Origin of the sequence: Mesorhizobium sp. Mes31 (assembly GCF_024519675.1) — a bacterium.
In the GTDB taxonomy this organism is placed as follows: Bacteria; Pseudomonadota; Alphaproteobacteria; order Rhizobiales; family Rhizobiaceae; genus Mesorhizobium.
On the sequence record NZ_JALJRL010000004.1, the window covers coordinates 320,159 to 346,917 of the forward strand.

General features: G+C 62.1%; 22 protein-coding genes and 2 tRNA genes. 10 read left to right on the forward strand and 14 right to left on the reverse strand.

The window, feature by feature from the left end:
* Positions 1–47: 47 nt before the first annotated feature.
* The 9 genes from NR193_RS09400 to NR193_RS09440 form a co-directional block, all read right to left on the reverse strand.
* Positions 48–887, reverse strand: coding sequence for a tetratricopeptide repeat protein (locus tag NR193_RS09400; protein WP_256750588.1), 840 nt, complete (start codon positions 885–887; stop codon positions 48–50).
* Positions 874–2,598, reverse strand: a complete 1,725-nt coding sequence (gene ilvD / locus NR193_RS09405) for a dihydroxy-acid dehydratase (RefSeq protein ID WP_256750589.1) — start codon at positions 2,596–2,598, stop codon at positions 874–876. Before ilvD ends, NR193_RS09400 begins: the two co-directional genes overlap by 14 nt.
* 284 nt (positions 2,599–2,882) lie before the next feature.
* A complete protein-coding gene (locus NR193_RS09410; RefSeq protein WP_256750590.1) occupies positions 2,883–4,097 on the reverse strand; it encodes an OmpP1/FadL family transporter in 1,215 nt (404 codons plus the stop codon).
* 359 nt (positions 4,098–4,456) lie between these two features.
* Positions 4,457–7,240: a valine--tRNA ligase gene (locus NR193_RS09415; protein WP_256750591.1), complete on the reverse strand. Its 2,784-nt coding sequence runs from the start codon at positions 7,238–7,240 to the stop codon at positions 4,457–4,459.
* 205 nt (positions 7,241–7,445) lie between these two features.
* Positions 7,446–8,300 carry a PopZ family protein gene (locus tag NR193_RS09420; protein ID WP_256750592.1) on the reverse strand — a complete coding sequence of 285 codons (855 nt, stop codon included), beginning with the start codon at positions 8,298–8,300 and terminating at the stop codon, positions 7,446–7,448.
* A 219-nt stretch (positions 8,301–8,519) separates the two neighbouring features.
* Complete coding sequence (locus NR193_RS09425) at positions 8,520–9,905, reverse strand: TolC family outer membrane protein (protein WP_256750593.1); 1,386 nt, start codon at positions 9,903–9,905, stop codon at positions 8,520–8,522.
* 183 nt (positions 9,906–10,088) lie between these two features.
* A complete protein-coding gene (locus NR193_RS09430; RefSeq protein WP_256750594.1) occupies positions 10,089–10,757 on the reverse strand; it encodes a protein-L-isoaspartate O-methyltransferase in 669 nt (222 codons plus the stop codon).
* Between the two features lie 90 nt (positions 10,758–10,847).
* Positions 10,848–10,921: transfer RNA gene (locus NR193_RS09435), tRNA-Cys, on the reverse strand.
* Between the two features lie 425 nt (positions 10,922–11,346).
* Positions 11,347–11,604: a PGPGW domain-containing protein gene (locus NR193_RS09440; RefSeq protein ID WP_256750595.1), complete on the reverse strand. Its 258-nt coding sequence runs from the start codon at positions 11,602–11,604 to the stop codon at positions 11,347–11,349.
* Positions 11,605–11,828: 224 nt separating this feature from the next.
* Between NR193_RS09440 and NR193_RS09445 the strand changes: the two genes are divergently transcribed.
* The 4 genes from NR193_RS09445 (at position 11,829) to NR193_RS09460 (ending at position 15,618) form a co-directional block, all read left to right on the forward strand.
* Positions 11,829–11,903: transfer RNA gene (locus NR193_RS09445), tRNA-Asn, on the forward strand.
* A 589-nt stretch (positions 11,904–12,492) separates the two neighbouring features.
* Positions 12,493–12,771, forward strand: a complete 279-nt coding sequence (locus NR193_RS09450; RefSeq protein ID WP_256750596.1) for a hypothetical protein — start codon at positions 12,493–12,495, stop codon at positions 12,769–12,771.
* A 1,081-nt stretch (positions 12,772–13,852) separates the two neighbouring features.
* A complete protein-coding gene (locus NR193_RS09455) occupies positions 13,853–14,047 on the forward strand; it encodes a hypothetical protein (protein ID WP_256750597.1) in 195 nt (64 codons plus the stop codon).
* 1,139 nt (positions 14,048–15,186) lie between these two features.
* Positions 15,187–15,618, forward strand: coding sequence for a cupin domain-containing protein (locus NR193_RS09460; protein ID WP_256750598.1), 432 nt, complete (start codon positions 15,187–15,189; stop codon positions 15,616–15,618).
* A gap of 122 nt (positions 15,619–15,740) precedes the next feature.
* Here the strand turns inward: NR193_RS09460 and NR193_RS09465 are convergent, their stop codons facing one another.
* Both NR193_RS09465 and NR193_RS09470 read right to left on the reverse strand, forming a co-directional pair.
* Positions 15,741–16,196 carry a carboxymuconolactone decarboxylase family protein gene (locus tag NR193_RS09465; RefSeq protein WP_256750599.1) on the reverse strand — a complete coding sequence of 152 codons (456 nt, stop codon included), beginning with the start codon at positions 16,194–16,196 and terminating at the stop codon, positions 15,741–15,743.
* Positions 16,197–16,318: 122 nt separating this feature from the next.
* Positions 16,319–16,747 carry an SRPBCC domain-containing protein gene (locus tag NR193_RS09470; RefSeq protein ID WP_256750600.1) on the reverse strand — a complete coding sequence of 143 codons (429 nt, stop codon included), beginning with the start codon at positions 16,745–16,747 and terminating at the stop codon, positions 16,319–16,321.
* Positions 16,748–16,952: 205 nt separating this feature from the next.
* On the opposite strand from NR193_RS09470, the gene NR193_RS09475 reads away from it, so the two are divergent.
* The 4 genes from NR193_RS09475 to NR193_RS09490 all read left to right on the forward strand — a co-directional run bounded on the left by NR193_RS09475 (position 16,953) and on the right by NR193_RS09490 (position 20,153).
* Positions 16,953–17,711, forward strand: coding sequence for a copper homeostasis protein CutC (locus NR193_RS09475; RefSeq protein WP_256750601.1), 759 nt, complete (start codon positions 16,953–16,955; stop codon positions 17,709–17,711).
* Positions 17,708–18,205, forward strand: a complete 498-nt coding sequence (locus NR193_RS09480) for a GNAT family N-acetyltransferase (RefSeq protein ID WP_256750602.1) — start codon at positions 17,708–17,710, stop codon at positions 18,203–18,205. Before NR193_RS09475 ends, NR193_RS09480 begins: the two co-directional genes overlap by 4 nt.
* Positions 18,206–18,274: 69 nt before the next feature.
* Positions 18,275–18,763: an SRPBCC family protein gene (locus tag NR193_RS09485; RefSeq protein ID WP_256750603.1), complete on the forward strand. Its 489-nt coding sequence runs from the start codon at positions 18,275–18,277 to the stop codon at positions 18,761–18,763.
* A gap of 175 nt (positions 18,764–18,938) precedes the next feature.
* On the forward strand, positions 18,939–20,153 hold the full coding sequence (locus NR193_RS09490; RefSeq protein ID WP_256750604.1) for an acyltransferase: 1,215 nt from the start codon (positions 18,939–18,941) through the stop codon (positions 20,151–20,153).
* Positions 20,154–20,219: 66 nt separating this feature from the next.
* On the opposite strand, the gene NR193_RS09495 is transcribed toward NR193_RS09490, so the two are convergent.
* From NR193_RS09495 to NR193_RS09505, 3 genes are all read right to left on the reverse strand, one after another.
* Positions 20,220–21,017 (reverse strand): xanthine dehydrogenase family protein subunit M, encoded by a 798-nt coding sequence (locus NR193_RS09495; RefSeq protein ID WP_256750605.1) that lies wholly within the window; start codon positions 21,015–21,017, stop codon positions 20,220–20,222.
* 12 nt (positions 21,018–21,029) lie between these two features.
* Positions 21,030–23,381, reverse strand: a complete 2,352-nt coding sequence (locus tag NR193_RS09500) for a xanthine dehydrogenase family protein molybdopterin-binding subunit (RefSeq protein ID WP_091575352.1) — start codon at positions 23,379–23,381, stop codon at positions 21,030–21,032.
* Between the two features lie 93 nt (positions 23,382–23,474).
* On the reverse strand, positions 23,475–23,963 hold the full coding sequence (locus tag NR193_RS09505) for a (2Fe-2S)-binding protein (RefSeq protein WP_256750606.1): 489 nt from the start codon (positions 23,961–23,963) through the stop codon (positions 23,475–23,477).
* A 246-nt stretch (positions 23,964–24,209) separates the two neighbouring features.
* Here NR193_RS09505 and NR193_RS09510 point away from each other — a divergent pair, with 246 nt between their 5' ends.
* Both NR193_RS09510 and NR193_RS09515 read left to right on the forward strand, forming a co-directional pair.
* Positions 24,210–25,394 (forward strand): FIST signal transduction protein, encoded by a 1,185-nt coding sequence (locus tag NR193_RS09510; RefSeq protein WP_256750607.1) that lies wholly within the window; start codon positions 24,210–24,212, stop codon positions 25,392–25,394.
* A gap of 1 nt (position 25,395) precedes the next feature.
* Complete coding sequence (locus NR193_RS09515) at positions 25,396–26,736, forward strand: hybrid sensor histidine kinase/response regulator (protein ID WP_256750608.1); 1,341 nt, start codon at positions 25,396–25,398, stop codon at positions 26,734–26,736.
* The last annotated feature ends 23 nt before the right edge of the window (positions 26,737–26,759 follow it).

The following is a 26,759-nucleotide window of genomic DNA, read 5'->3' on the forward strand; positions in this document are numbered from 1 at the left end:
TCGAGAATCGAGTGCTGCGGTGGGTGAGGCCTGCGTGGCCGCGACCCCTACTGGTCGGCGTTGCCGCCCTTGGTGAGGATGTCATCCGCCAGCGAGATCGCGGTGCGGCGGTCGGCTTCGCCGGCAGTCGCAAATGCCTCTTCCTGCATGCCGCGGATCCAGGGCTGATCGGCCGGCGAAGCGCGTTCGAGCGCCGCGGTCATCATCGCCAGGCCGCGAACGACCTTGCCGCTCTGGAACAACAGGTGGCCCAACGTCGCCTGTGCGCCGGCATGGCCCTTCTCGGCGGCGAGCTGGAACCAACGCCCGGCCTGCTTGACGCTGGCCTTCACGCCGCCCTCGCCCTTCAGGAACATCTGCCCCATCTCGAACTGCGCGTTCGGATTGCGATAATTGGCGGCGGCGCGCATGTAATATTCCTGGGCCGCCACCTCGTTCTCGGTGACCGGGCTGCCGGGAATACCCTTGCGCAGATAGTCGCCAAGCGCCACCAGCGCGTCGGAGACATAGCTTTCCTCGGGTGAGCCGGGCTCGACATCCTGGTCGACGATCTCCGAGAAGAACTTGAACGCCTCATAGTCGTCGCGCGCCACGCCGTCGCCCTCGGCATACATGCGCGCAAGCTTCCAGGTGGCGCCGATCTGGCCGTTTTCGGCGGCGTATTTGTAGGCCTCGGCGGCCTGTTCCTTGTGGCCGTTCTTGTAAGCGGAGAAGCCGAACTGGAACACCGCCCACGGGCTGGACTGCGGCTTCACTCCGGTCTTGTCATCGAACACCTTGTCGTCGAAGGCCACGGCCTGGCCTACGGCGCCAAAGATCGCGCCAAAAATGGCGAGCCCGACCAGTGCCGAAAAGACAGACGACCTCAGCAACTCAGATGTCCGCATAGCAGTGTGTTTCTTTCGCACCACCCGGATGGGTGACCGCGCCATCGCGCGCCGGCCCTACCGTCTGTGCATATTTCCAGATCGCGCCCGATTGATAGTCGGTCGTGCGCGCCTTCCAGGTCTTTGCCCTCTCCGTCAATTCGGTTGCCGACAACGCCACGTCGATCGTGCCATTCACCGCGTCGATCGAAATCACGTCGCCATCCCTGAGCAACCCGATCGGGCCGCCGACTGCCGCTTCCGGCCCGACATGGCCGATGCAGAAACCGCGCGTCGCGCCCGAGAAGCGCCCATCGGTGATCAGCGCCACCTTGCCGCCCATGCCCTGGCCGTAGAGGGCCGCCGTCGTCGACAGCATCTCACGCATGCCGGGGCCACCGCGCGGCCCTTCGTAGCGGATGACGAGAACCTCGCCTTCCCTGTAGTTGCGATGCGTCACCGCCTCGAAACATTCCTCCTCCGAATCGAAGCAACGCGCCGGACCCGAGAACTTCAACTCCGACATGCCCGCGACCTTGACGATCGCGCCTTCGGGGGCAAGGTTCCCCTTCAAGCCCACAACACCGCCGGTTTGAGTAATGGGTCTGTTGGCCGGGCGGACCACGTCCTGATGTTCATTCCAGGCAACGTGCTCCATATTTTCGGCCAAAGTGCGGCCAGTCACGGTCAGGCAATCGCCATGCAGGTAGCCGTGGTCGAGCAACGTCTTCATCAGCAGCGGAATGCCGCCCGCCTCGAACATGTCCTTGGCGACGTATTTTCCGCCGGGCTTGAGGTCGGCGATGTAAGGCGTCTTCTCGAAGATCTTCGCCACATCGAACAGATCGAACTTGATGCCGGCCTCGTGTGCGATCGCCGGCAAATGCAACGCGGCGTTGGTCGAACCGCCGGTGGCGGAGACCACGGTCGCGGCATTTTCCAGCGCCTTCAGCGTGACGATGTCGCGCGGCCGGATATTTTTCGCGATCAGTTCCATGATCTTTTCGCCCGAGGCGAAATTGAAACGGTCGCGCATCTCGTAGGGCGCCGGCGCGCCACAGGAATAGGGCAGCGCCAGACCGATCGCCTCGGCGACCGTGGCCATGGTGTTGGCGGTGAACTGGGCACCGCAGGAGCCGGCCGACGGACATGCCGCCTGCTCGATTTCAAGCAGCTCGGAATCGCTGACCGTGCCGACCGAATGCTGGCCGACCGCCTCGAACACATCCTGCACGGTGATCTGGCGCCCGCGATAGCTGCCCGGCAGGATCGAGCCGCCATAGATGAAGATCGACGGCACATTGAGACGCACCATGGCCATCATCATGCCGGGCAGCGACTTGTCGCAGCCGGCGAGGCCGACGAGCGCATCGTAGCAATGGCCGCGCATGGTGAGTTCGACCGAATCGGCGATGACCTCACGCGACACCAGCGATGACTTCATGCCCTGGTGGCCCATGGCGATGCCGTCGGTGACGGTGATGGTACAGAATTCGCGCGGCGTGCCGCTGGCGGCCGCGACGCCCTTCTTGACCACCTGCGCCTGGCGCATCAGCGAGATGTTGCAGGGGGCCGCCTCGTTCCAGCAGGACGCGACACCGACCAGCGGCTGCGCGATCTCGGCCGCCGACAACCCCATCGCATAGAGATAGGAACGGTGCGGCGCACGCGCCGGACCGACGGTCACATGGCGGCTGGGCAGCTTGGCCTTGGAAATGACTCTGGCGTCCATACTCTTCCTTGCCGCGGGCGGTGCGGCCTGCCCCATCGCCGAGCCTTTTGGCGCGTGTCCCGAGACAAGATCGAGGTGCGCCGGGTTTATGGCGGGAAATAGGCAATTCCCTCGGCTTGACTTTTAGCGCAGGGGTTGTTCAGAAAGTGTTGCCGAAACGCAACAATCGCACGAGGCAAAAGCTGTGCGGCTTATATGCAACGCAGCTTGGATACCGAGAACGCCGCTTGTCCAGACAAAAAAGGCCGGGCATAGCCCGGCCTTTTGCTAAAACTTTCAGCGGTTTAGAACTTGATCTTGAGACCGCCGGAGATCGCCGTCACGAGATCGTTGCCGAAGTCGTAGCTGGCGTCGACGCCGGCCACATAACCGTTTTCGCCAGCCAGCGTGCCGGAGTGACCACTGGTCATGACGCCAATAGCACCGGCCAAGCGAACCTCGATATTCGGCCTCGGTGTATAGGCGACGCCGCCGCCGAGCGTCCAGGTATCGGACTGCGCACCATAACCATGAGAGGTGCCGCGATCCCAGGAAAGCTGGCCGGCAGCACTCCATGCGTCGTTGAACTTGTGACCAATGCCACCGGTGACAGTCCAGCCATCACGATACATCAGGTCCAGCGAGGTCACAGCAACCGGAGAACCAGTAACGCATGACGAAGTGGGAAAACCCACTGGGCAGATCGGGACGCTTTGCAGCAAGCTCCAGTTGACCCACTTGACCGAACCGAAGGCGAGCCAGCCGGGGGCGATGCCCGATTGCAATTTCAGTTCCAACGAGTCCGGCATGTACTCCGTCGCACCGAAGATCGGGGTGGAACTTCCTGGCAACGTGAGTGTGCCGGAGATGTTGTCAAGCTTGACCTGAGAGTTGTAGACCAAGCTAGCGCGAAGAGCGATATCGGGGATTTCGTAAGCAATGCCGGCGCGCCAGCCCCATCCGCTGGCCTTCAGATCGACACGACCTGTCAATGCCGGAGTGAGGTTTACCAAGCTTTCCTTGAACCCCGAGATATCCTGATAGAACAACCCTCCGATAAAGCGGATCTGGCCCTTGCCAGCATCCATCTTATAGGAACAGGTACCTGCGTAGTTATTGCTCTTGATATCGGTTTCTACGTTGGAAAATGCGCCGTTCCACGTACTGCCCGGCGCGGTATGCGCACCCCAAGGCTGCGAATAGTCGACCATGCAGTCGACGCCTTGCACAACCTGGACCTTGGCTCCAATGCGCGGGACCCAATAGCCCTCGGCTCCGTCGGCGGTGCTGCTCAAGCCGAGATTGGCCCCCCCTGGTCCGAGCGCGTTCTTGTACTTGCGATCCGGCATCACATAGGTAGCTTCCGCTTCCGTGGCGAACGGCGCGGGATCGAACAGCAAATCGATGTCGTAGCCGCCGCGCTCCAGGCCACCGGCATGCGCCGGATGCATCGCTGTCCCGATCAAAGCAAGCGAAAAGCACCCCGCCCCCAGCAGCGCCTTCAGTCGCAGAATAGTCATGAATGTCCTCCCCGAATAACTAGTGGCTCAAGCTAGAACCAATTCAGGTTAACGCTGCAACAACGAATTCATGAGGCGTACATGTACATGTCCGCCGAACGCATTTTCGACAAAATGCCGGCCAGCGCCGCAAGGCTGAAAAACGGCCATTTGCGACAAATCGGCCAGAAAAAATTGAAAAATCCAGCCAAGAAAGGTTCAAAAACAGCGCTTTTTGGGGTGTCTGGCCCCATTGTTACATTATGGCAACAATGGGGCGAAAACTTTCCGTTTACGTCAAAATTAACGCAACGGAATGCCTTTTTTCGAGGCAAAAAGACCCTCTTTCGGGGCAAGTCGAAACATCGCGAATCTGCCCTTCAACCGGCGTCGCGAACCCTGGTCAACGCCACCGAAAGCTTGTCCTGCGCATCACGGTATTCGGCGAGCTTTTCGCGCTCGGCCTCCACGATCTCGGCCGGCGCACTGGCGACGAACCTGTCGTTGGACAGCTTCTTGTGCAGGCGGGCGATTTCCTCGGTCAGCTTGGCCAGCTCCTTCTGCAGCCGTGCTGCCTCGGCGGCGAGATCGATCAGGCTGCCAAGCGGCAGGCAGATCGTCGCCTCGTTGAGAACGATCTGTGCCGAACCCTTTGGGGCAGTATCGGCCAGCGAGATGTCACCGACCCGCGCCAGCCGCTTGATCGCCGAATCCTCACGAGCGAGCCTTAGACGCGTGACGTCGTTGGCGCCAACCACCACGAGCGGCGCGATGGCCGCCGGCGGCACGTTCATCTCGGAGCGCACCGAGCGGATACCGGAGACGAGGTCGACCAGCCAGTTGATGTCGGCGGCAGCATCCGCGTCTTCGAAATCCGGCGACGGCCACGCGGCATGACACAGCAGCGAGCCTCGTTCCTTGCCCTCGCCGGCTGTCTGCGCCCACAACTCCTCGGTCATGAACGGCATCATCGGGTGGAGCAGCTTGTAGATCTCGTCGAGCACGAAGGCGACGCAGGCGCGGCTTTCGGCCTTGGCCGCCTCGTCCGTGCCCATGAACACCGGCTTCAGCAGTTCCAGGTACCAGTCGCAGAACAGGTTCCAGACGAAGCGGTAGGCGGCACCCGCCGCCTCGTTGAAGCGGTATGAGGTGATGCCGTCCGTTATCTCCCGCGCGGCGCGCGTCAGTTCGGTGAGGATCCAGCGGTTGACCGCCAGCTTGGCATCGTTCAGCCAGAAATCGTCGTTGCGCGCGACTTCGTTCATCTCGGCGAAACGCGTCGCGTTCCACAGCTTGGTACCGAAATTGCGATAACCGGCGATGCGCGCCGGGTCGAGCTTCACGTCGCGGCCTTGCGCCGCCATCACCGTCAAAGTGAAGCGCAGGGCATCGGCGCCATACTCGTCGATGAGATCGAGCGGGTCGATGACGTTGCCTTTCGACTTCGACATCTTCTGCCCGTTCTTGTCGCGCACCAGCGCGTGGACATAGACGGTGTGGAACGGCTCTTCGTCCATGAAATGCAGGCCCATCATCATCATGCGGGCAACCCAGAAGAAGATGATGTCGAAGCCGGTCACCAGCACGTCGGTCTGGTAGTAGGTCTTCAGCTCGGGCGTCTGGTCCGGCCAGCCGAGCGTCGAGAACGGCCACAGCGCCGACGAGAACCAGGTGTCGAGCACGTCCTCGTCGCGGGTCAGGATCTCGCCCGGCTTGAAATTCTCGAGCTTGTCCTCGACCCAGGCCTTCCAAGGGCCCTCCAGCGCCAGATAATATTCGATCGCGGCACCCAGCGCCTCTTCCTCGGTCTTCTCGACGAAGACGCGCCCATCCGGCCCGTACCAGGCCGGTATCTGGTGGCCCCACCACAGCTGGCGCGATATGCACCAGGGCTGGATGTTTTCCATCCAGTCGAAATAGGTCTTTTCCCAGTTCTTTGGCACGAAGTTGGTGCGGCCCTCGCGCACCGAAGCGATCGCCGGCTTGGAGAGTTCCGCCGCATTGGCGTACCACTGCTCGGTCAGGAACGGTTCGATCGGCACGCCGCCGCGGTCGCCATGCGGAACGGCATGGCGATGCGGTTCGACCTTTTCGAGGAAGCCGCCGGCTTCCATCAGTTCGACGATCTTCTTGCGCGCGACAAAGCGGTCGAGGCCGTTGAGTTCATCCCAGACCGCCTGGCGCTCCGGCGTCACCTCGAGCCCAGCAAGAAAATCCTCGTTGTCGCTCAGGTTGACCGCGGCCTCGATGGTGAGGATGTTGATCGCCGGCAGCTTGTGGCGCTTGCCGACCTCGAAGTCGTTGAAGTCGTGTGCCGGCGTGATCTTGACCGCGCCAGAGCCCTTCTCGGGGTCGGAATATTCATCCGCCACCACCGGTATTTTGCGGCCGACGATCGGCAGCACGATGTTCTTGCCGACCAGGTGCCGGAACCGTTCGTCGTCAGGATGCACGGCGACGGCCGTGTCGCCCAGCATCGTCTCGGGGCGGGTCGTCGCCACCGTGATGAAGGTGTTTGGATTCTCCGGATCGAAAACCTCGCCCTCGATGGGATAACGGAAGTGCCAGAGATTGCCGTTGACCTCCTGCTGCTCGACCTCGAGATCGGAGATCGCGGTCAACAGCTTCGGATCCCAGTTCACAAGGCGCTTGTCCTTGTAGATCAGCCCTTCCTTGTAGAGAGTGACGAACACTTCGAGCACGGCCTTGGACAGGCCTTCGTCCATGGTGAAGCGTTCGCGTGACCAGTCCGCCGAGGCGCCGAGCCGCTTCAGCTGGTTGAAGATCGCACCACCGGATTCGGCCTTCCACTCCCACACTTTCTCGATGAACTGTTCGCGCGTCAGGTCGCGGCGATGGATTTGCTTCTCCATCAGTTGCCGCTCGACGACCATCTGCGTGGCAATGCCGGCATGGTCCATGCCCGGCTGCCACAACACGTTCTTGCCGCGCATACGCTCGAAGCGCACCAAGATGTCCTGCAACGTGTTGTTGAGCGCGTGGCCCATATGCAGCGAGCCGGTAACGTTCGGCGGCGGAATGACGATGGTGAAGGCCTCGGCCCCCTCGTCAGCGCCGGCGCCGGCGCGAAATGCGTCGGCCTCTTCCCAGACTTTGGCGATCTTCGGCTCGACGGTTTTTGCGTCGTAGGTCTTTTCAAGCATGGGAAATGGTCCGCGCTGTCGGGATTTTTGCTGGTCCGGTGTAAATCGGAAGGTCTTGACCAAGTCAACCGCAAGGGCGGACTCGGCCCCACGACGTCAAATAGACATGGCCCGGGTCAGGTCAAGGAAGGCCATCGCTCCAGCGGATGGCACCAACAGAAACGCCGCCACTGGGGCGGCGTTTCATCGGTGATCGGGATGGAGATTACTGCGCGCCGCGCGCCACGCGCTCGATCTCCTCGCGCACCAGCCGCTCGACTAGGGTCGGCAGGTTGTTGTCCAGCCAATCCTGCAGCATCGGCCTCAGCATCTCCTCGGCCATCTCGTCGAATGTCTTCTTGCTGCGGCTGGCAAATGCATCGGAAAGCTCGCCAAAGGCAGCGGCAACCTGCCGGCCCGTGTGCTCGGAAACGATTGCCGGACGAACTGACGGCGCGTCGCTGGCCATCGCCGGCCGCGCCGGGCTTCCGCCCGGAGGAGACTGCTCGAAGGCCCGGTTCATGGTCGGCTCGTCCCTGGGGGCCGGCTCGTCACTGGGATTGTCCACCTCCGGCTGGGCAACCGGCTTGCGCGCCTCGCCCCTGTCCTGCCCCATCTTGGCCTGCTCGCCGACGGCGGCGATCTCGCGCCGCCAATCGGCAACGGTGGCATCGGGGGTAGCGACAGGACGCGCCGGCGCCTCGGCAGCCGCCGGCGGGGTCGGCTCGGCGGCGACACGGGCGCTGACCTCGGCAAGTGTCATCGATGGCTTTGCCGGGGTGGGTTCGGAACGCACCGGGGCTTCCATCCGTCCGATCACCGGCTCGGCCGTCGTCACCAGCGCCTGCACTTCCGCCAGCTTGACCGGCTTCCTGACCTCGGGCGCGGCATGCAGGTCGGCACGGAATGCCTCGACGTCAGGGACTGGATCGGCGCTCGATGCCGGCTCCAGATCCTGGCGCGGCTCATCGGCCTCGCCCGGCTGCTTGCGGCCGGTATCGCTGTCTTCGATGATCCTCCTGATGGAAGCCAGTATCTCTTCCATCGAAGGTTCGCGCTGTGCGCTGCTTGCCGTTGCCATCGTCACATCCGCCGCCCTTGTGACCCATTGCAGATTTCCGCTCCGGCAAAGCCGGATCGAATCATGGCGACAGCGTAACCGACGGATCGCCGCACGAGAATCCCCAATCTGGGGACTTGTGGGATTTCAACAGATTAGAGCATGATTCCAGAAAGCGGAACCGGTTTCGGAAAAGATCACGTTCGAACAGGAAGACCGTGGAATCCGAACCGAACGCCTTCAGCGGCCATCCGGCGTGCGCAGGCCGAACCACTTGTCCTTGACCGCGTTGTAATGCTCTTCGGGCCTGTATTTCGTCACCTGCAAGCCAAGGCGGTCGACAGACAGGCGGCCGGTCGCCTGCAGGATGGCATAGCTCGCCACCACCACGTCGTGCTCATAGCCGGCCTGGTTGATCTCGGCGGTGATGACCGTCGCCTGCGCGTTGAGGACATCGAGCGTGGTGCGCTGGCCGACATTGCGTTCTTCGATAACACCGTTGAGCGCCAGCTTCGCGGCCTCGATCACTTGCCTGTTGGCCGCCAGGCTTTGCTGCGCGGCGGTGTACTCGGTCCAGGCGGCCGTGACGGCCTGGCGCACCTGGTCGCGGCTGACGTCGACCTCGATGCGGGCCTGGCTGAGCGATTCCTTGTCCTGGCGCACGATCGCCGAGGTGCGGCCGCCCGAATAGATCGGGATGGTCAGCGTGGCTCCGATGCTGGCCGAATTTGTCGTGCCATCCTGCGTCGGGGAGCCCGGCACGGTGTTGCGATAGGCGCTCGAAACGCCAGCGGAAGCAGACAGTTGCGGCAGCAGGGCGCCTTCGGCCGACTTCACCGAAAAGGCAGCGGCGTCGACCAGATGCTGGGTGGCCAGGATGGCCGGGTGCTCATTCGAGGCTACACCGACGGCGGCGGCGAGACTCGACGGCAACAGCTTTGCCACCGGCGAAGCGGCTTTGAGCTTGCCCGGCTCGTCACCGACGATCTGGCGATAGAGCGCGGCACTTGCCAGCGCCTGCGCCCGGGCGGCGCTCAGCGATGCCACGGCGGCGGCCCGCGAAGCGTCGGCCTGCGCCACATCGGTACGCGTGCCTTCGCCAACATCGAAGCGCGAACGCGCAGCGCGCGCCGTTTCGGTCAGGAATTGCAGGTTCTGTTCGGTCAACACGGCCACCTGCCGGTCGCGAATCACGTTCATATACGCCTGGGCCGCGCTGAACAGGATGTTCTCTTCGGTGTTGCGCAGGCTTTCGACCGACGCGCGGACCTGCGATTCGGCGGCCGCCACATTGTTCCTGGTCTGAAAGCCGTCGAACAGCGTCTGGTTGATCTGGACGCCAAAATTGCCAGTGGTCAGACGCGCGCTTGAGTTGGTGCCGTTGAGATGGCTGCTGGAGTAGTCGATATTTGCCGAGCCCGTGACTGTCGGCCGCCAGCCTGATTTGGCAATGGCGACGCTTTCATCGGTGACACGGACGCCTGCGCGGGCGGAATTGAGCTGGGAATTGTTCTGATAGGCCTTTGCAAGCGCGCCAAGGATGGTTTCCGCCGAGGCCGAGAATGGAGAAAGCGCGGTCGCGGAAACGAGGACGGCGGCAAAAAGGCTCTTGCGTACAGACAGCACGGTGTATCCCTCATTCGTTTTCCATGGGAACCGCGCCACGCCAGCCTCTCCTTGTGAGCAACCGGCGCCGCGTGTTTAGTGTTCCCTGCTGCTCAGCCCCAAAGCGCCCCCAGTTTGCGGATCAGCAACGATTGTTCAAACACAAGCGAACATGACAAAGCCTCTCCTGCAAGGCAAAATCACTCAGAATTCGAAGGCATGCGCACGTTCGAACCCCGGTAGTGGCTTAATTGCCGCATTAAACGCCCGTCTTCCGGTTACAATCCCCCCTGCTTTGAAAAAAAGCCGGGCCACACCTGAATTGCCTTGTCCTTCAACGGCGACAAGGCGGCCGCCTTCGGCTAGCTGGTCGAGCAGCGGTGTCGGCACCTCCTCGACGCTGCCGCCGATGAAGATGACGTCGTAAGGCGCCTTGGCGGCATGACCTTGCGACAAGGGCCCCTGCACCACGGTCACATTGCCGCAGCCAAGCGATGAAAGCGTCGATCTGGCGGTCTCGGCCAGCGCCGAATCGCTCTCGAGCGCCACCACGGACCCGGCCAGTCGCGACAGGATGGCCGCGGCGTAGCCGGTGCCGCAGCCGACATCGAGCACCGAATCGGTCGGATTTATTTCAGCCAGCTGCATCAGCTTGGCCAGCGGTGAAGGTTCCATGAGGTAGCGCGCGCCATCGGCGCCATCGGCAATGCGGATGTCCTCGTCGATATAGGCGAGATCGCGCTGGCCGGCGCCGACAAAGACCTCTCGCGGCACGACAAGCATTGCTTCCAGCAATGGCGCGCTGGTCACATCGGTGGTGCGAACCTGACCATCGACCATCTTGACGCGACGTTCGGAAAAATCAGCGTTCATGTCCCAACCAATCCGCTTGCCGCGCCAGAAGCGCGGTTCATTTCGACCCGAACTTCAAGCTCCGGCGCGGATGCGCGGGAGCTCGGGCATTGGAGGCCTCGCCCGGAATCGAACCGGGGTGCAAGGATTTGCAGTCCTCTGCGTAACCACTCCGCCACGAGGCCTCGTTGCTCCCGGCGTTCCACCCGGTTCCAATAGGTTGCGGCGAAAATGCCGTCAAGCGGCCACCGCGCATTCCGAACGGTTTCCTCGACGCCAATCCGGGCAGCATATGTCAAATCCCCAAGCTCCGGGAATCGCGGTGATATATTAGCGATTTGTTTAGCATGGCCCGCCGCCCGAAGAAACCGACAGCCATGCGCGGGACAACGGCAGCAAAAGACAAGAACGCGCCAGCCCCGTCTCGCTGCCGCGATGCGAAGAGTTCTTGCGTTACGCCATTGACCGCCCGTGTATCGGCGGTGCGAGCAGCCTGTCGCCGCTCGACCGGGCGAAGCTCGCCTCGGCCGTGGCGATTCTCAGGCAGATCCGCGAGGCACTGAAGGAGCACGCCGGCCGCCGAGGCGTGCCATTCTTGCACCATCGACCTTCAATCCGGTCGACGGCGCCGTTCCCACCAGACGACGAAGCGCCGGCGGTGGCGGCGAACCATGGCGAATTCATAAGACAGCACCAGCAATCCGAGCGGCACCATCCAGAAGCCGAGGATCGGCAGGAAACCGAGGATGCCGCCGACGGTCAGCAGCATGCCGATCGCGATTCTGAGGCCACGCGAGCGCGGCATTTTGAACTCGCGTCCCAAAACCGAAATCTTACGCGCTGGCATCTGGCTGTCTTGTGCTGTCATCGTCTCGAAAGATTGACCCGTTTGACCGTTCAGGAGCGTCATTGAACCAAAGCCGCAACCGCGCTTTTTGGTTCCGTATCCCTCGTATGACGGCTTATATGAGGGCCTCCGGGGAGGATTGCGAGAAACCATCGTGCGAAAAAGCCTCGGAAAAATGCGAAATGCTTCTTTGCAAAGCCGAAAAGGGCAGCTATAGGCTGCGCCACTCACATAAGAGCCTCCGTTCCCCGGTAGCTCAGTGGTAGAGCAACCGGCTGTTAACCGGTTGGTCGCTGGTTCGAATCCGGCCCGGGGAGCCAAATCTTTTCAATAGTTTAGCCGACATTCGAAGCCTTCGCCAGGTTTGCGGAATATCGCCAGGGCTATATCGCGGGCTGCTCCTGCCCGCTTCGACAAATCGTCAACGAGCCCCCCGCCCCTCGGCAAACTCTTGCGAATGACACGCAAGGAAACAGCTTCGAACCAGATCAACCTGGCTGCCAAACCAATGAAATACGTGGGGAGCCCAGGCGAAGTCCCTGGCTTCGACCGCAGTATGACGGCGCAGGCCATTAAGTTTGGCATTAGCTACAAGTTCTGATGATGGCGGCTGCACGCGAGCTTCCGCGATGCACCCCTCAGACCCGACCATGGTGCGACTGCAGCGGACCTGATGCGGGTCGCTAGCTAGGCCTGTGCCTTGTTGTCTCTTCAAGGCATGGCCCCGGCCGCAACGTTTGGCGCTTCACCTTCGGCGTGATCCCTTCTACCCGCAATTTGGCGTCGCTTTCGCAAGTGGCGCGATGGGGCCTTGCGCGGGTAGCTGAAAGCTATGTGAGCTATGTCATAGTCTGTTCCAGGGTATCTTCATTAGCATAATTGCATATTTTGCTACATGGGAGGAAAGCGGTGGCTCGTCCCCAACGCGACATCGGCGGTTATCTGACCAGTTACGGCGGGCTCTCGGGAACCCGAGTTGAGGTGTTTGAGGCCGACGGCGAGTGGTTCGTGCGTGTTGTCGAGCATGACGAAGAGCGCACCTACTCTTTTGCGCTGAAATCATTCGCCCTGGCATTCGCGGAAAGCCAGAGGAATCACATCAAGCCCCCCACGGTCGTGCGGCTGGAGCGCAACCCATCGCTCCTATTCACACATGACCGGTTCACGGCGGTGAACGATCGATTCTAGGATGCCGCGAGAGGTGGGGGCGTCCGCGCCTCCCCTCCCATTGTGCAATGCATGCCGACGCCTCGCCTTTCACTGACAAGGAGACAGCGGCGTTCCGCTCCATCGACAGGGACGAGTTCGAAGGCGACGATCGGAGTGGCACCTTTCCGCAATCGCACTATTCCTCGATATTTTAGAATCAGCTAATTTTATGACGTGGCAGGACCCCAACCCTGCCAAGGCCGGCGCTCGATGGAGCCACCCTGACCCGAGGGCGTCGGCCGCACTCTGCTGGGCGGAAGCGGGCCAAGCCTATATTCCCGAACCTCGGTACTGTGCGGCCTCCATCCACAATGCAAGCGCAAGGGCAGGAGTACGGCCCTTCACCTCATACTCACGGCCCCGATATTTTCCTGCCGCAATCCAGACAGTCTTTGATCGTTGGTAGATCGTAATCCCCCTTGCGCCCGCCCAATTGCACAGTTCTTCATCACTTCGACGCATTAGCCCAACCATTTCCCCCTCAGGGATGTGGAAGCAACTATCGTGCCGGAGGTGCACTGGCTAAACGTACAGCTACCCGCCATTCATCGGCGCCGCATGCGGCCGGCACCTAAGCCGGCGCCTAACAATTCTTCTCGCCGTTTGGATTTGGAACCGGTGCCTCTCGCACATCTCGCGGTGGCGGATCGACATGTTTGAGCTCTGGCGGTGCTTCCCTGTCACGACGACGGACGGGTGTCTTCTCCGGGTCGGGCTTCGGCGGCGGATCTTTGATTTTGTTTGCCATATCCACTTCCTCCCATCCCCGGAAACCGGATCGCCGCTCTTTTGTTCCGGGCCAAGGGACCCCACCGAGGCAGCGGGCCATATCGCCAACTTGACGACTTGATCAGTCGGTGGTTTTGCGTTCGTCCAGGACCACCGCAGGACCAGCCCGCTGCCGGGACTTTTGGGGGTAGCAGCGGGCTGTCGGTGTGGGAGCCCAGGAAGCAGCAAAGGGCTGAATGAATTCGCTGCTCCCCGGTCAGCCTATGGGACTAGGCTGAGATGCGCGACTTACGGATTCGTAAGCAGGTCAGGGCGAGGTTTTGGGGGATACATGATCGCTTCGATGTTTCGCTGGGGCGTGATCCTGGGCGTCATCGGCTTTGTCGGTGGGTTCGTTGGGCCGCTCATTTTCACGCCCGAGGCCAACCAGGGACCGCTGCTCGGCATCTTCATTACCGGGCCTCTCGGGTTCGTTCTCGGCCTGGTGGTCGGGCTGATGCTTTCGTTGCGGCGACGTCGTAACTGATATTCGTTCAAGCGCACCGGGGCGAGCTCTCCTTGGCGGTGCTTGTAGGCGAAAGACAGGCCCGCTGCGCGAGCAACGGGCCATCAACTTTGGCAGTGGCGAATTGACCGATCGCGCGGCGGCATTGGGCGGTGGACCTAGTGTCCCCTATCACCCGGCTTGTGGCCCGCATCGCGCGTGTCAGCCATGGTCAGACTTGTCGTAATTCCGACGGCGGTAGAGCAGAGGACGACGATAGCCAGAACCCTAGATATTGCACGTAGCATCTTACCCTCCTGTTCGCCGAAACCGGCCTATCCAGCGTCGGGAACGCCGGAAATTATATCTGGCTTTCTCAAGGGGAGTGACGACGCTCGGATACCTCAATCGGCTAGCCTGGCATGTTCTTTCGAGCGCGCGCTCGTCTGCTCCTGCCGTTCTGATCGAGACGCCTTGCGGGGCGCGGTTTGCTTTTGCGCTATCGGATGGCGACAGTTCCGACCAGCAGCGTCCAGTAGCCTCCAGCTTCCGCGATCACGCCATAACCCCGTCCGTCCGAATAGGCCATGTGTGCGGAGCGGCGGACCTGACGGTTCGTCTGGCCGGTGTCACGTCGTCTCTCCAAGACGCGGCGCCGGCCTACCGCGGCTTCCTGCAGCGAGGAAAACCGCTCCATTCGTCACGCGGCCGGCACCGGCCACCTGCCATGTCATCGACTGACCCAATTTAAGTCAGCGCGCCGTGCTTGAAAGCGCAGCGATGTCTGTTACTTGCGGCGTGGGGTTAGTGCGTTTGGCTTGGGTAAGAAAAATTGGCAACGGCTTTAGTGAATGCGGAATGCCCGCACTGTCATGGCAGCGGCAGGGTTTTCGACTGCTCCAGATGGTATGTGTCAAAGGGGCATTGCTGCCCGCAAGGAACCCATCAGACCGGTTGCCCAGGAAAAACGATCGCCTGTTCTGGATGTGCCGGCCTGGGGACGCTGGCAGAACCCGGGCTCAGTGCCGCGGCATAGCCCACGATCGGACGGCAGCAACCACGGAACAACCCGGCCTCCGGGTGCGGCCGGACGAAGGACGCGGCCCGGCAGGCTTATCGCCAAAGACCCTACCTTGCACGCGGAAGGCCGCCGCGCGATGCTGACACTGCTAGAGCGAATCATGCGAAAAATTCTGATCTCTGGGCTGCTGCTCGCGGCGGTCTTTTCCGCAAACCCGGTTTGGGCACTGGACAGCAGCGGCACGCCCGTCGTCGTCACCCCGCTTGCGTCACGCACCACAACCGCTTCCGGCCAGCCGATCACGCTGCCGCAGAAAAACGTGCAGGTCCTGGTTTCGACCTACGAGATCGCGCCGGGCGCGACCTTGCCGGTGCACAGGCATCCCTTCCCCCGCTACGCCTATGTCGAGGCCGGGACGCTGAAGGTCACCAATGTCGAGAGCGGCAACAGCAACACCTACAAGACGGGCGATTTCATCATCGAAATGATCGGCCAGTGGCACCAGGCCACCAATATCGGCGACGGTCCGGTCAAGCTGCTGGTGATCGATCAGGTCGAGGAGGGCGCCAAGAATACGGAGTTGCGCCAGTAGCGGCCTGCCTCACGGTCGCCGCCGAAACCGATGTGCCGAAGCAGCCTGTCCTTCAAGACGAACCGAAGCACACCGGCAAGGTGCAGAGCGATCATTCCGGTGAGCGGCGCCGCCCTGCCCAATTACCCCCAGGCGCCGACCATCTGTCGCGTCGTGGCGTTCAGCCGGTTGAAGGCGTTGATCAGCGCGATCTGGATGACCAGGGCGGCCAGCGCCTTTTCATCATAGTGACGGGCGGCTTCGTCCCAGACATCGTCCGGCACCGCGTCCGACCGGTCGGCAAGCCTTGTGCCGGCCTCGGCGAGCGCCAGGGCCGCCCGTTCGGCGTCGGTGAAATATGGCGTCTCCCGCCATGCCGCGAGGGCAAAGATGCGCTCGTCCTTTTCGCCGGCCTTCTTCAGTTCGCGTGCATGCATGTCGACGCAGGCGCTGCAGCTGTTGATCTGGCTGGCGCGCAAATGGATGAGCTTGCGCGTCACATAAGGCACCTCAGCCGCCTCGGTCGACTTGTCCAGCGCCAGCAGGGCCTGCAGCGAGCCGGGAAAGAGCGCCACCGGATTCTTGATTCTTGCTTGCATGGTCTTCTCCTTCTTGAAGCGTTCGTCAGGGCGTGTTTGCCAGACCCGGACGCCGAGCATCCGGGTTGACTTGTTGCGATCGCCAGTTCCGCCGACTGGTTTGTTTGAGAAAAAGCCCGGCGTCAGCTTTGCCTGGCGGCCACCTGTTCGAGCCGCTCAAGGATACGCGGCCACCCGCCCCCCATGCCGGCATATCCGCGTTCGTCAGCGGGCCGGAATCCCGACTGCTCCATTCGCACCCGGGTCGCCGCGCCTTCGGGCGTGAGCGACCATGTCACCACGGTCTGCAGCCCGCTGTCCGATTCCGTCCCGTCGCCCCAGCTATAGGCAAGCAGGCGCGGCGCATCGACCGTGAGCACCACGCAATTCGTCACGCCGGACCAGCCTGGCACCGGCGTCGCCCGGAAGGTGAAGCGATGTCCCTCTTCCGCCACGAAGTCATTCTGCATCAGCCATTCGGCAACGAGATGAGGCACGGTCAGTGCGCGCCATACCTTTTCGGCCGCGTGCGGGATCAGACGTTCGACGACGATCGATTTGGTTTCAGACATGTCCACTCCTTGTCGATCGACAACGACGCCGCGCTGTCCACGGGATCAATAACCCGTCAGCTATGGTTTGATCAATAACTCAACGGTTATGAGACTGTCAAGCAGGGAAATGCAGCCTGGCCCAAGTGGCGGCGCGCTGTTCGCGCTTTCGCGCCAAGCGGCCCGATGCTAGGGCTGGCGCCGACATCATCGACTGGATCGCCCCTTGACCAAACAACCTCGCCCGCCGCTGATCGAAATCTGTGTCGAAGGCATCGATGGCCTTTTGGCAGCGCAGGCTGCCGGCGCCGACCGGGTCGAACTGTGCGCCAGCCTGGTCGAAGGTGGCATCACGCCGAGCCTCGGCACGGTGCGCGCCGCCCTCGACCAGGCGACCGTGCCGTTTCACGTCATGGTGCGGCCGCGCGGCGGCGATTTTCTCTACAGCGACGCCGAATATCGCTCGATGCTTGCCGATGTCGCTGCACTGCGCGATCTCGGTGTGCCCGGCGTGGTGTTCGGCTGCCTGAACGCCGACGGCACCATCGACGAAGGCCGCATGAGCGAATTGACCGAGGCCGCGGGCTCCCTGAACGTCACCTGCCACCGTGCCTTCGACATGACGCGCGATCTGGCCGAGGCGCTCGAGGCGCTGATCCGCTGCAAGGTCGGCCGCGTGCTGACCAGCGGCCAGCGCGACACTGCCATCGAAGGCATCTCACTGTTGGCGGATCTGGTGCGGCAGGCCGGTGACCGCATCGTTGTACTCGGTTGCGGCGGGCTCGACCTTGGCAATATCGCCGAAGTGCGGAGGAAAACCGGCCTGGCCGAAATGCATTTCGCCGCCCTCAAGCAGGTGCCAAGCGCCATGCATTACCGCAACCCCCATGTCGGCATGGGCGGCTCCGACCTCGACCGTGAGTATCGCAACACCTTGACCGACACGCCGCTGGTGGCGGCGACCATCGCGGCAGCCAAGGCATGACCGCGACCCATGTCTCGATCAGCCGTGTAGCGCCCGAAGACGAAGCGGCGATCCTGGCGCTCAACAACGAGCACGCGGCCGAACTGTCTTGGCTGGAGCCAGAGCGGCTGTCCTTCCTGCTCGGCGAAGCATTCTATGCGCGCCGCATCGGCGACCTCGAAGCCTTCATCATGACCTTCGATCAGGACGCCGGTTACGACAGTCCGAATTTCGTCTGGTTCCGTGAGCGCTACCCACGTTTCGTCTATGTCGACCGTGTCGTCGTGGCGGCGCACGCACGTGGCCGCGGCCACGCCCGCCGGCTCTATCAGGACCTGTTCGATCACGCCGAGCGCGCCGGTCACACGGTGGTCACCTGTGAGGTCAATATCGATCCGCCCAACCCCGCTTCGGATGCCTTTCACGCCGCCCTCGGCTTCGCCGAAGTCGGCGACGCCGTCATCCATGGCGGCAAGAAAGCGGTGCGCTACTATGTCAGGCAGATCGCCGCCTGATCCGCTGGCCCTGGCCACGTAAAAAAGCTGCAGCTAATATGGGTGTTTCCGCCAACCGGAGGAAACGCCATGCCAAGCAATGTCTTCCGTTTCGACGAAAGCTGGCACATCCCCGAGGGCACGCCACTGGAAGTGTGGGAGGTGCTCTCGGATGCCGAACTGCTGCCGCTCTGGTGGGGTGACGTCTACAAGGACGTGGTGCCGCTGGACAGGAAAGGCAAGGCGACCATCGGTTCGCGCGCAAGAGCACGGGCTCGTGGCGCCCTGCCCTATGAGCTGAATTTCATCATCGAGGCCGCGGAGCTCGAACCTGGCCGGCTGGTGGTGGTGAAGACCCACGGCGATTTCGACGGGCAGTGGCGGGCCGAATTGTCTCCGTCGGGAACTGGCACCCATGTCCAGCTGACCTGGCAGGTCACGGTCGAGAGACCCATCCTCAAATTCCTGGCACCGCTGCTGCGGCCGGCCTTCGCCTGGAACCATCGCTGGACAACGCCGCGCGGCGAAGCCGGCCTGCGGCGTTATCTTAAGGCGCGGAAAAACAGCACCTCGGCCTGACTCATACTTGCCACATGCCTGTTGTTTGGGAAGCCAACATCCTCCCATTCTTTCAGCTAGGTCGAACGACGGTCGCAGGGATCGACACAATGTGTCGGCGATAAAGAAATTGTTTATTGTGCAGCGCAGCAAATCCAAATAGAGTTCGAGGTGTGATGCAGGAGGCTGGATTGGTATGCGGACCATCGGCGAAGTGCTCGACCGAAACAAAGGAATCGGGCCTGGCTTCGATTTTTTACGCATATCGCTGGCTGTGTCGGTGCTATTTGCCCATTCGTTTCTGATTGCCGAAGGCGAGCAATTTCAATACAGCACTCCGCCATTGGCACTGATGCATGCAAGCATCATCCCGATGTTCTTCACCCTAAGTGGATTTCTTATAACGGGCAGCGCGTTGCGGCTCCGTCTAAAGGACTTTATCCTGAATAGAGGCATGAGGATCGTCCCTGCCTTGGCCATGGATATATTCTTTGCCGCTATCGTTATCGGGCCGATTTTTACAACTCTTAACCTAAGAGACTATTTTTCAAGCTACGAATTTATATCTTACTTCGCCAATATCGTTGGGCTGATCCACTATGTTCTGCCGGGTGTTTTCGAAAACAATCCATTTCCCTATACGGTAAACGGGTCGCTGTGGACGGTTCCGTTCGAGATTGGATGCTATGTGCTCATGGCGCTGATCATCTTCACGCGCCTGCTGAAGCGCCCGCGGGTTCTCTTGTGCGCTGCACTCGTTTTCGCCGCACTGATCTTCGTTTCTCTTGCCTATGAGTGGGTTCCATTTGGTGGTGAAGGTCGAATCTTCACGGCCACGAACCATTTCCTCAAGAGCGACGGCAGAGCTCTTTACGTCTACTTTCTGGCGGGCATTCTGCTGTACCTGTTCCGTAACAAAATACCGTTCCATCCCGCGATTTTCGGCGCTGCAATCCTGTTGTTTTTCCTGGCCGCCTTTGATGCGTTCGCTGCTCTCCCGCAAATGCCGGTAAAGCTTCTGCTGATCCCGATTGTCGCCTATGCCACGGTTTACATCGGGCTATCTCCGATCCCGCGCATTCCGATATATGATCGAGGCGACTACTCCTACGGCATCTACCTCTACGGCTACCCATTTCAGCAGGCCTTGGTGACCCTGTTCCCAGGACTTAAATCACCATGGCTGCATTTTGGCATCTCCCTGGTTCTGGTGACAGGAGTGGCGATGCTATCATGGCATTTCATCGAGAAGCCTACACTTGCACTGCGTAAGAAATACAGTTTCACGGCGCGTAAAGGTGACGCGCACGAGGAACTGCCTGCCGCCACGATACCTTCCCCATCTAGCCAAAAGGAAGAAGTTCCCGTGAGGGCCTCGCCTGCCTTTCCCACAACTGGAAATGTCGGATAGGTCAAAAATTCAATGCGCAAAAAAGGGCCGTGAAGGCCCTTTTTCATTGCAGTGTTATCGCAAGTTTCAGGCGTTGGCTGCCGTCACCGCGCGCTTGGCCATCACCGCGATCAGATTGGCGCGGTAGTCGGCCGAGGCGTGGATGTCGGTCATCAAATTCTTCGCCGGCACTTTGACCCCGTCGAGCGCGGCGACCGCGAAATTCTTGGCAAGCGCCGCCTCGATCTCCTTCGAGCGGAACACGCCGTCGTCGCCGGCGCCGGTAACGGCAACGCTGACGCCGTCCTTGCCCTTGGCCACGAACACGCCGACGATCGCATAGCGCGATGCCGGGTTGCGGAACTTCTCATAGGCCGCCTTGGCTGGCGCCGTGAAGGTGATGGCGGTGACGATCTCGCCGTCCTTCAACGACGTCTCGAACAGGCCCTTGAAGAACTTGTCGGCCGCGATCTGGCGCTTGTTGGTGACAATGGTGGCGCCGAGCGCCAGCAGCGCCGCCGGATAGTCGGCCGCCGGATCGTTGTTGGCGATCGAGCCGCCGATTGTCCCCCGGTGGCGCACCGCCGGATCGCCGATCAGCGATGCGAGATGGGCAAGTGCCGGACAGGCCTTCTTCAGCTTCTCGTCCCGGGCGACGTCGTAATGCGTGGTGGCGGCGCCGATGGTGACGGTCTTGCCCGACACCTTGACGCCCTGCAGTTCCTTGATCCGCGACAGGTCGACAAGATCGGAAGGCGCTGCAAGCCGCGTTTTCATGGCCGGGATCAGCGTCATGCCTCCCGACAGCAGCTTGGCGTCGCCGGTCTTGACGAGCTTGGCGGCATCCGTGACCGAAGCGGCGCGGTGATAGTTGACCGAATACATGCTTCTTCCTCCTCAGTGTTTCGTCGTCGCGCGGATCGCTGCCCACACGGTGGACGGCGAAGCCGGCATGGCGAGATCGTTGCTGCCGATGGCGTCGGTGATGGCGTTGATCACCGCCGGCGGCGAGCCGATGGCGCCAGCCTCGCCGCAGCCCTTGATGCCGAGCGGATTGCCCGGGCACGGCGTGTTCGAGGTCGAGACCTTGAACGACGGCAGGTCGCCGGCACGCGGCATGGTGTAGTCCATGTAGCTCGCGGTCAAAAGCTGGCCGCTATTGTCATAGTGGGCACCCTCGAGCAGAGCCTGGCCGATTCCTTGCGCCAGTCCGCCATGCACCTGGCCTTCGACGATCATCGGGTTGATGATGTTGCCGAAATCGTCGGCGGCGACGAACTGGATGATCTCGGTGGTGCCGGTTTCCGGATCGACCTCGACCTCGCAAATGTAGCAGCCGGCCGGGAAGGTGAAGTTCGACGGATCGTAGAACGCCGTCTCCTTCAACCCGGGCTCCATGCCACCCGGCAGATTGTGGGCGGTATAGGCGGCGAGCGCCATCTGGAACCACGGCACGTTCTTGTCGGTGCCGGCCACCTTCAGCGCGCCGTTCTCGATGACGATGTCGCCCTCGTCCGCCTCGAGCAGGTGGGCGGCAATCTTCTTGGCCTTGGCCTCGACCTTGTCGAGCGCCTTGACGATCGCCGACATGCCGACCGCGCCCGAGCGTGAACCATAGGTGCCCATGCCCATCTGCACCTTGTCGGTGTCGCCATGAATGATCGAGACCGAATCGAGCGGCACGCCAAAGCGCTCGTTGACCAGTTGCGCAAAGGTCGTTTCATGGCCCTGGCCGTGGCTGTGCGAGCCGGTCAGAACCTCGATCGTGCCGACCGCGTTGACGCGAACCTCGGCACTTTCCCAAAGGCCGACACCGGCCCCGAGGCTGCCGACCGCCGCCGACGGCGCGATACCGCAGGCCTCGATATAGCAGCTCATGCCGATGCCGCGCAGCAGCCCCTTCTTGGCGGCGGCGGCCTTGCGCTTGGCAAAGCCGGCATAGTCCGAAGCCTTCATCGCGGCATCGAGAGAGGCCGCGTAGTCGCCGGCGTCATAGCACATGATGACCGGCGTCTGGTGCGGGAACGAGGTGATGAAGTTCTTGCGCCGCAGCTCCGCCGGCGAGACGCCGAACTGGCGCGCCGCGGTCTCCATCATGCGTTCCATGACGAAGGTCGCTTCCGGCCGCCCCGCCCCGCGATAGGCGTCGACCGGCGCGGTGTTGGTGTAGATCGCCTTCACATTAGCGTGGATGGCCGGGATGTTGTACTGGCCCGACAGCAGCGTCGCGTAGAGATAGGTCGGCGTCGCCGACGAGAACAGCGACATGTAGGCACCGAGATTGGCCTTGGTCTCGACCTTCAGGCCAAGAATCTTGTGGTCCTTGTCGAAAGCCATTTCGGCATGGGTGTGATGGTCGCGGCCATGCGCGTCGGTGAGGAAGCTCTCGGTGCGGTCGGCCACCCATTTGACCGGCACGCCGGTCTTCTTCGACGCCCAAAGGCAGACGATCTCTTCGGGATAGATGTAGATCTTCGAGCCGAAGCCGCCGCCGACATCGGGGGCTATGACGCGCAGCTTGTTTTCCGGCGCGACATTGTAGAAGGCGCTCATCACCAGGCGCGCCACATGCGGGTTCTGCGACGTCGTCCAGCAGGTGTAGTGGTCCTCCGCCTTGTCGTAATGACCAAGGGCGGCGCGCGGCTCCATGGCGTTGGGCACCAGGCGATTGTTGATGATGTCCATCTTGACGACATGGGCCGCCTTCTGGAACGCCGCCGCCGTGTCGTCGGCGTTGCCGATGTCCCAGTCGAAGATCAGGTTGTTGTCGGCCTCGGGATGGATCTGCGGCGCGCCCTTGTCCATCGCCTTCGAGGCGTCGACGACGGCCTTCAGCTCCTTGTAGGTGATCTCGACCGCCTCGGCCGCGTCACGCGCCTGGCCCTTGGTTTCGGCGACGACGATGACGACGGCATCGCCGACATAGCGCACCTTGTCGAAGGCCAGCGGCGACCACGCCCCCATCTTCATCGGCGAGCCATCCTTGGAGTGGATCATCCAGCCGCAGATGAGGTTGCCGATACCGTCGGCCTTGAGCTCCTTGCCGGTCAGCACGCCGATGACGCCGGGCATGGCTTGAGCCTTCTTGACGTCGATCTTCTTGATCTGCGCATGCGCGTGCGGGCTGCGCACGAAGGCCGCATGCTTCATGCCGGGAACCACCATATCGTCGACATAGCGGCCCGCACCGGTGATGAACCTTTTGTCTTCCTTGCGCGCCACGCGAGCGCCAACACCTTCAATGCCCATAGAAAATCCTCCACCTCAGTTGCGCGGGACCGGAACGCCTGGACTTCGGGCGTCACGTCGATCCGCGACGTGCGAAAAACAAAGCCGCGTGGATTACGCGGCTTTCTTCTTTCCCTTGGACATCGTCTTCGATGCGGCGAGGATCGCCTTCACGATGTTGTGGTAGCCGGTGCAGCGGCAGATATTGCCTTCGAGTTCAGCGCGCACCGTCGCCTCGTCGAGGCCTTCGGGGTGGCGGTTGATCATGTCGGTCGCCGTCATGATCATTCCCGGCGTGCAGAAGCCGCACTGGAGCCCATGATGCTCCTTGAACGCGGCCTGCACCGGATGCAGATCGGCGCCACTGGCCAAGCCTTCGATCGTCACGATGGTCGAGCCGGAGGCCTGTACCGCAAGCATCGTGCAGGACTTGACCGCCTTGCCGTCGACATGCACGACGCAGGTACCGCATTGCGAGGTGTCACAACCGACATGCGTGCCCGTAAGGCCGAGATTCTCCCGCAAGAAATGAACCAGCAGCGTTCGGTCCTCGGCAGTACCGGTGACCCGCTTTCCGTTCACCATCAACGAAACGTCCGACATGAATCCTCCCTGGGTATAACCTTGGTCCTCACGCTGCCGACGCGGTATTGGCGCTTCGGCCATGCGTTATTCGTACACCGCATAACGTACAAAAAACAGCACGTCGAAAACTCGGCTCATTGTACTTTCGATCATGGCCGGGCAAAACGTGCAATCCGGTCGCCCCATTGCCAAAACGCCGATTGAAGACAACAATGCCATGCGACGCCCGCGCGCCCGACGCGCATAAGAACAGCGTCGGAGGAAATGCGGAGGACGCCGCTGGCCAGTTCACGGACCCGCTATGCATGCGGTCTGTCGGTGCTCACCTCGGACGAGCCCGACCCGAATGCCTTTGCACGCGCGGTGGCCACCGAGGCTGCCGCCATCGATGCCGGCTTTGCCCTGCTGTTCTTTTCCCAAAGCCTGGTCGAGGCCAGCGCCCTTTCCCAGGCACTCAGGACCCATGCGCCGGCGCTCCACCACGCCGGCTGCTCGACCGCCGGCGAGATCACGCCGCAAGGCCTCGAGGACGGCCACGTGCTCGCCATGCTGCTTCCATCGGCGTCATTCACCGCGGCCAGCACGATGGTCGACGATCTGTCCTCCTCGGGCATGGACAGGATCACCGGTGAGGTCGAGGCGCTGAGGCGCTCGTTGCGTGGGCGCACCGGCCACGAGCAGACCAGGAACACCTTCGCGCTTTGCTTCATCGATGGGCTTTCCTATGCCGAGGAGGCGGTGAGTTCGGCCATCCACTGGGGTCTCGACGACATACCGCTGCTCGGCGGCTCGGCAGGCGATGACCTGAAATTCGAGACGACACGGCTGATCTCGAACGGCAGGGTCACCTCCGACAGCGCCATCATCGTGCTGATCGCCACGGAAATTCCCTTCCATGTCTTCAAGACCGACAACTTCGTTCCCACCGACGAGAAGCTGGTGGTGACGTCATCCGATCCCGATCACCGCATCGTGCGCGAGTTCAACGCCACCAACGCGGCGGAGGAATATGCCGCCTCTGTCGGTATCCTCCCGCAGACATTGACGCCGCTGAGCTTTGCCTCGCATCCTGTGGTGGTGAAGGTGGGCGGCGAATACTATTGCCGCTCCATCCAGAAGATGCACCCGGACGGCTCGCTGTCGTTCTTCTGCGCCATCGACGACGGCGTCGTGCTGTCGATCGCCCAGCCGATGGACATGGTCGAATCGACGCGCGCCGCGCTGCGGGATGTCGAGGAGAGGCTTGGCGGCATCGACATGATCCTCGGCTTCGACTGCGTGCTGCGCCGGCTGGACGCGCGCAACCGTCAGGTCTTCCGGGACATTTCGGAGCTCTATCGGGTCAACAATGTCATCGGCTTCGGCACCTATGGCGAACAGTACCGGTCCATGCATTTGAACCAGACTTTCACCGGCATCGCCTTTGGCGAACGCCAGGCGGCGGAATAAGATGCCGCTCAGGGACATCAACGACCTCGAAAGGCTGAAGAAGATCAACGCGGCGCTGGTCAGCCGCGTCGAGCGATCGATGGACCAGCAAGGCAATGCCTTTTCGCTGTTCCAGACCGCGATTTCGCTGGAAAATCGAGTGCGCACGCGCACCGAGGAATTGCACTCGACGCTGCGCAGGCTGGAGCAATCCAACATCGACCTCAGCGCCGCCAAGGAAAATGCCGAACTGGCGAACCTGTCCAAGACCCGCTTCCTCGCCGCCGCCAGCCACGACGTGCTGCAGCCGCTGAACGCCGCCCACCTCTCCGTCTCGGCGCTCGCCGAAGTGCAGACCAGCGACGAGGGCAGAAAGCTGGTGCGGCAGGTCGAGCGCTCGCTGGAGACGATGGAGGACCTGCTGCGCACGCTGCTCGACATCTCCAAGCTCGATGCCGGCGTGGTGCAACCCGATATCGGCGACGTCAGCCTGGAGGCGCTGTTCTCGTCGCTGCGTTCGGATTTCCAGCCGGTGGCGGAACTGAAGGGGTTGTCGTTGAAGTTCCGGCCGGTCAATGCCGTGGTCCGCTCCGACCGCACGCTGCTGCGCCGCATCCTGCAGAACATTCTTTCCAACGCTCTGGGCTATACGCGCTCTGGCGGCGTGCTTGTCGGCACCAGGCATCGCGGTGACACCATCCGCATCGACGTCGCCGATACCGGTTGCGGCATTCCCGATGACCAGCGCGAGGCGGTGTTCGAGGAGTTCCACCGCGGCACCTCGTCGGCCAATGCCGAACTGGACGGCGGCGGTCTTGGGCTCGGGCTCGCCATCGTGCGCCGCATGGCCAGCGCGCTCGGCCATCCCGTGACGTTTTCATCGAAGGTCGGTCGAGGCACCATCTTCCACATCGATGTTCCGGTCGGCATCGGCGCCCCCGCCGACGCCATCGCCAACCTCGCCGACATGGAGCGGCCGCGAGGCTACGGCCTGTTCGGCACCAAGGTGCTGCTGGTCGAGAACGATGCCGAGGTGCTGCAGGCCATGACCTTCCTGCTCGAACGCTGGCAATGCCTGGTGCGGGCCGCGACCTCGACCGACGATGCGCTCGACCTGCTCGGCGACACCGACTGGGTGCCCGACATCGTCATTGCCGACCAGCATCTCGACGGCGGCGATCTCGGCACCGCCACCATAGCCGAGGTCCGCGACTATCTCGGCCGCGCCGTGCCGGCGCTGATCGTCACCGCCGACAGCACCGAAGCCGTCGCCAAGGCAGCGCGTGCGGGTGGCATCGAACTGATGCGCAAGCCGGTGAAGCCGGCGCAGCTGCGCGCGCTGCTGGCGCATCTGCTGGCTTAGATCCTCGACCCTTCCCCTGTTGG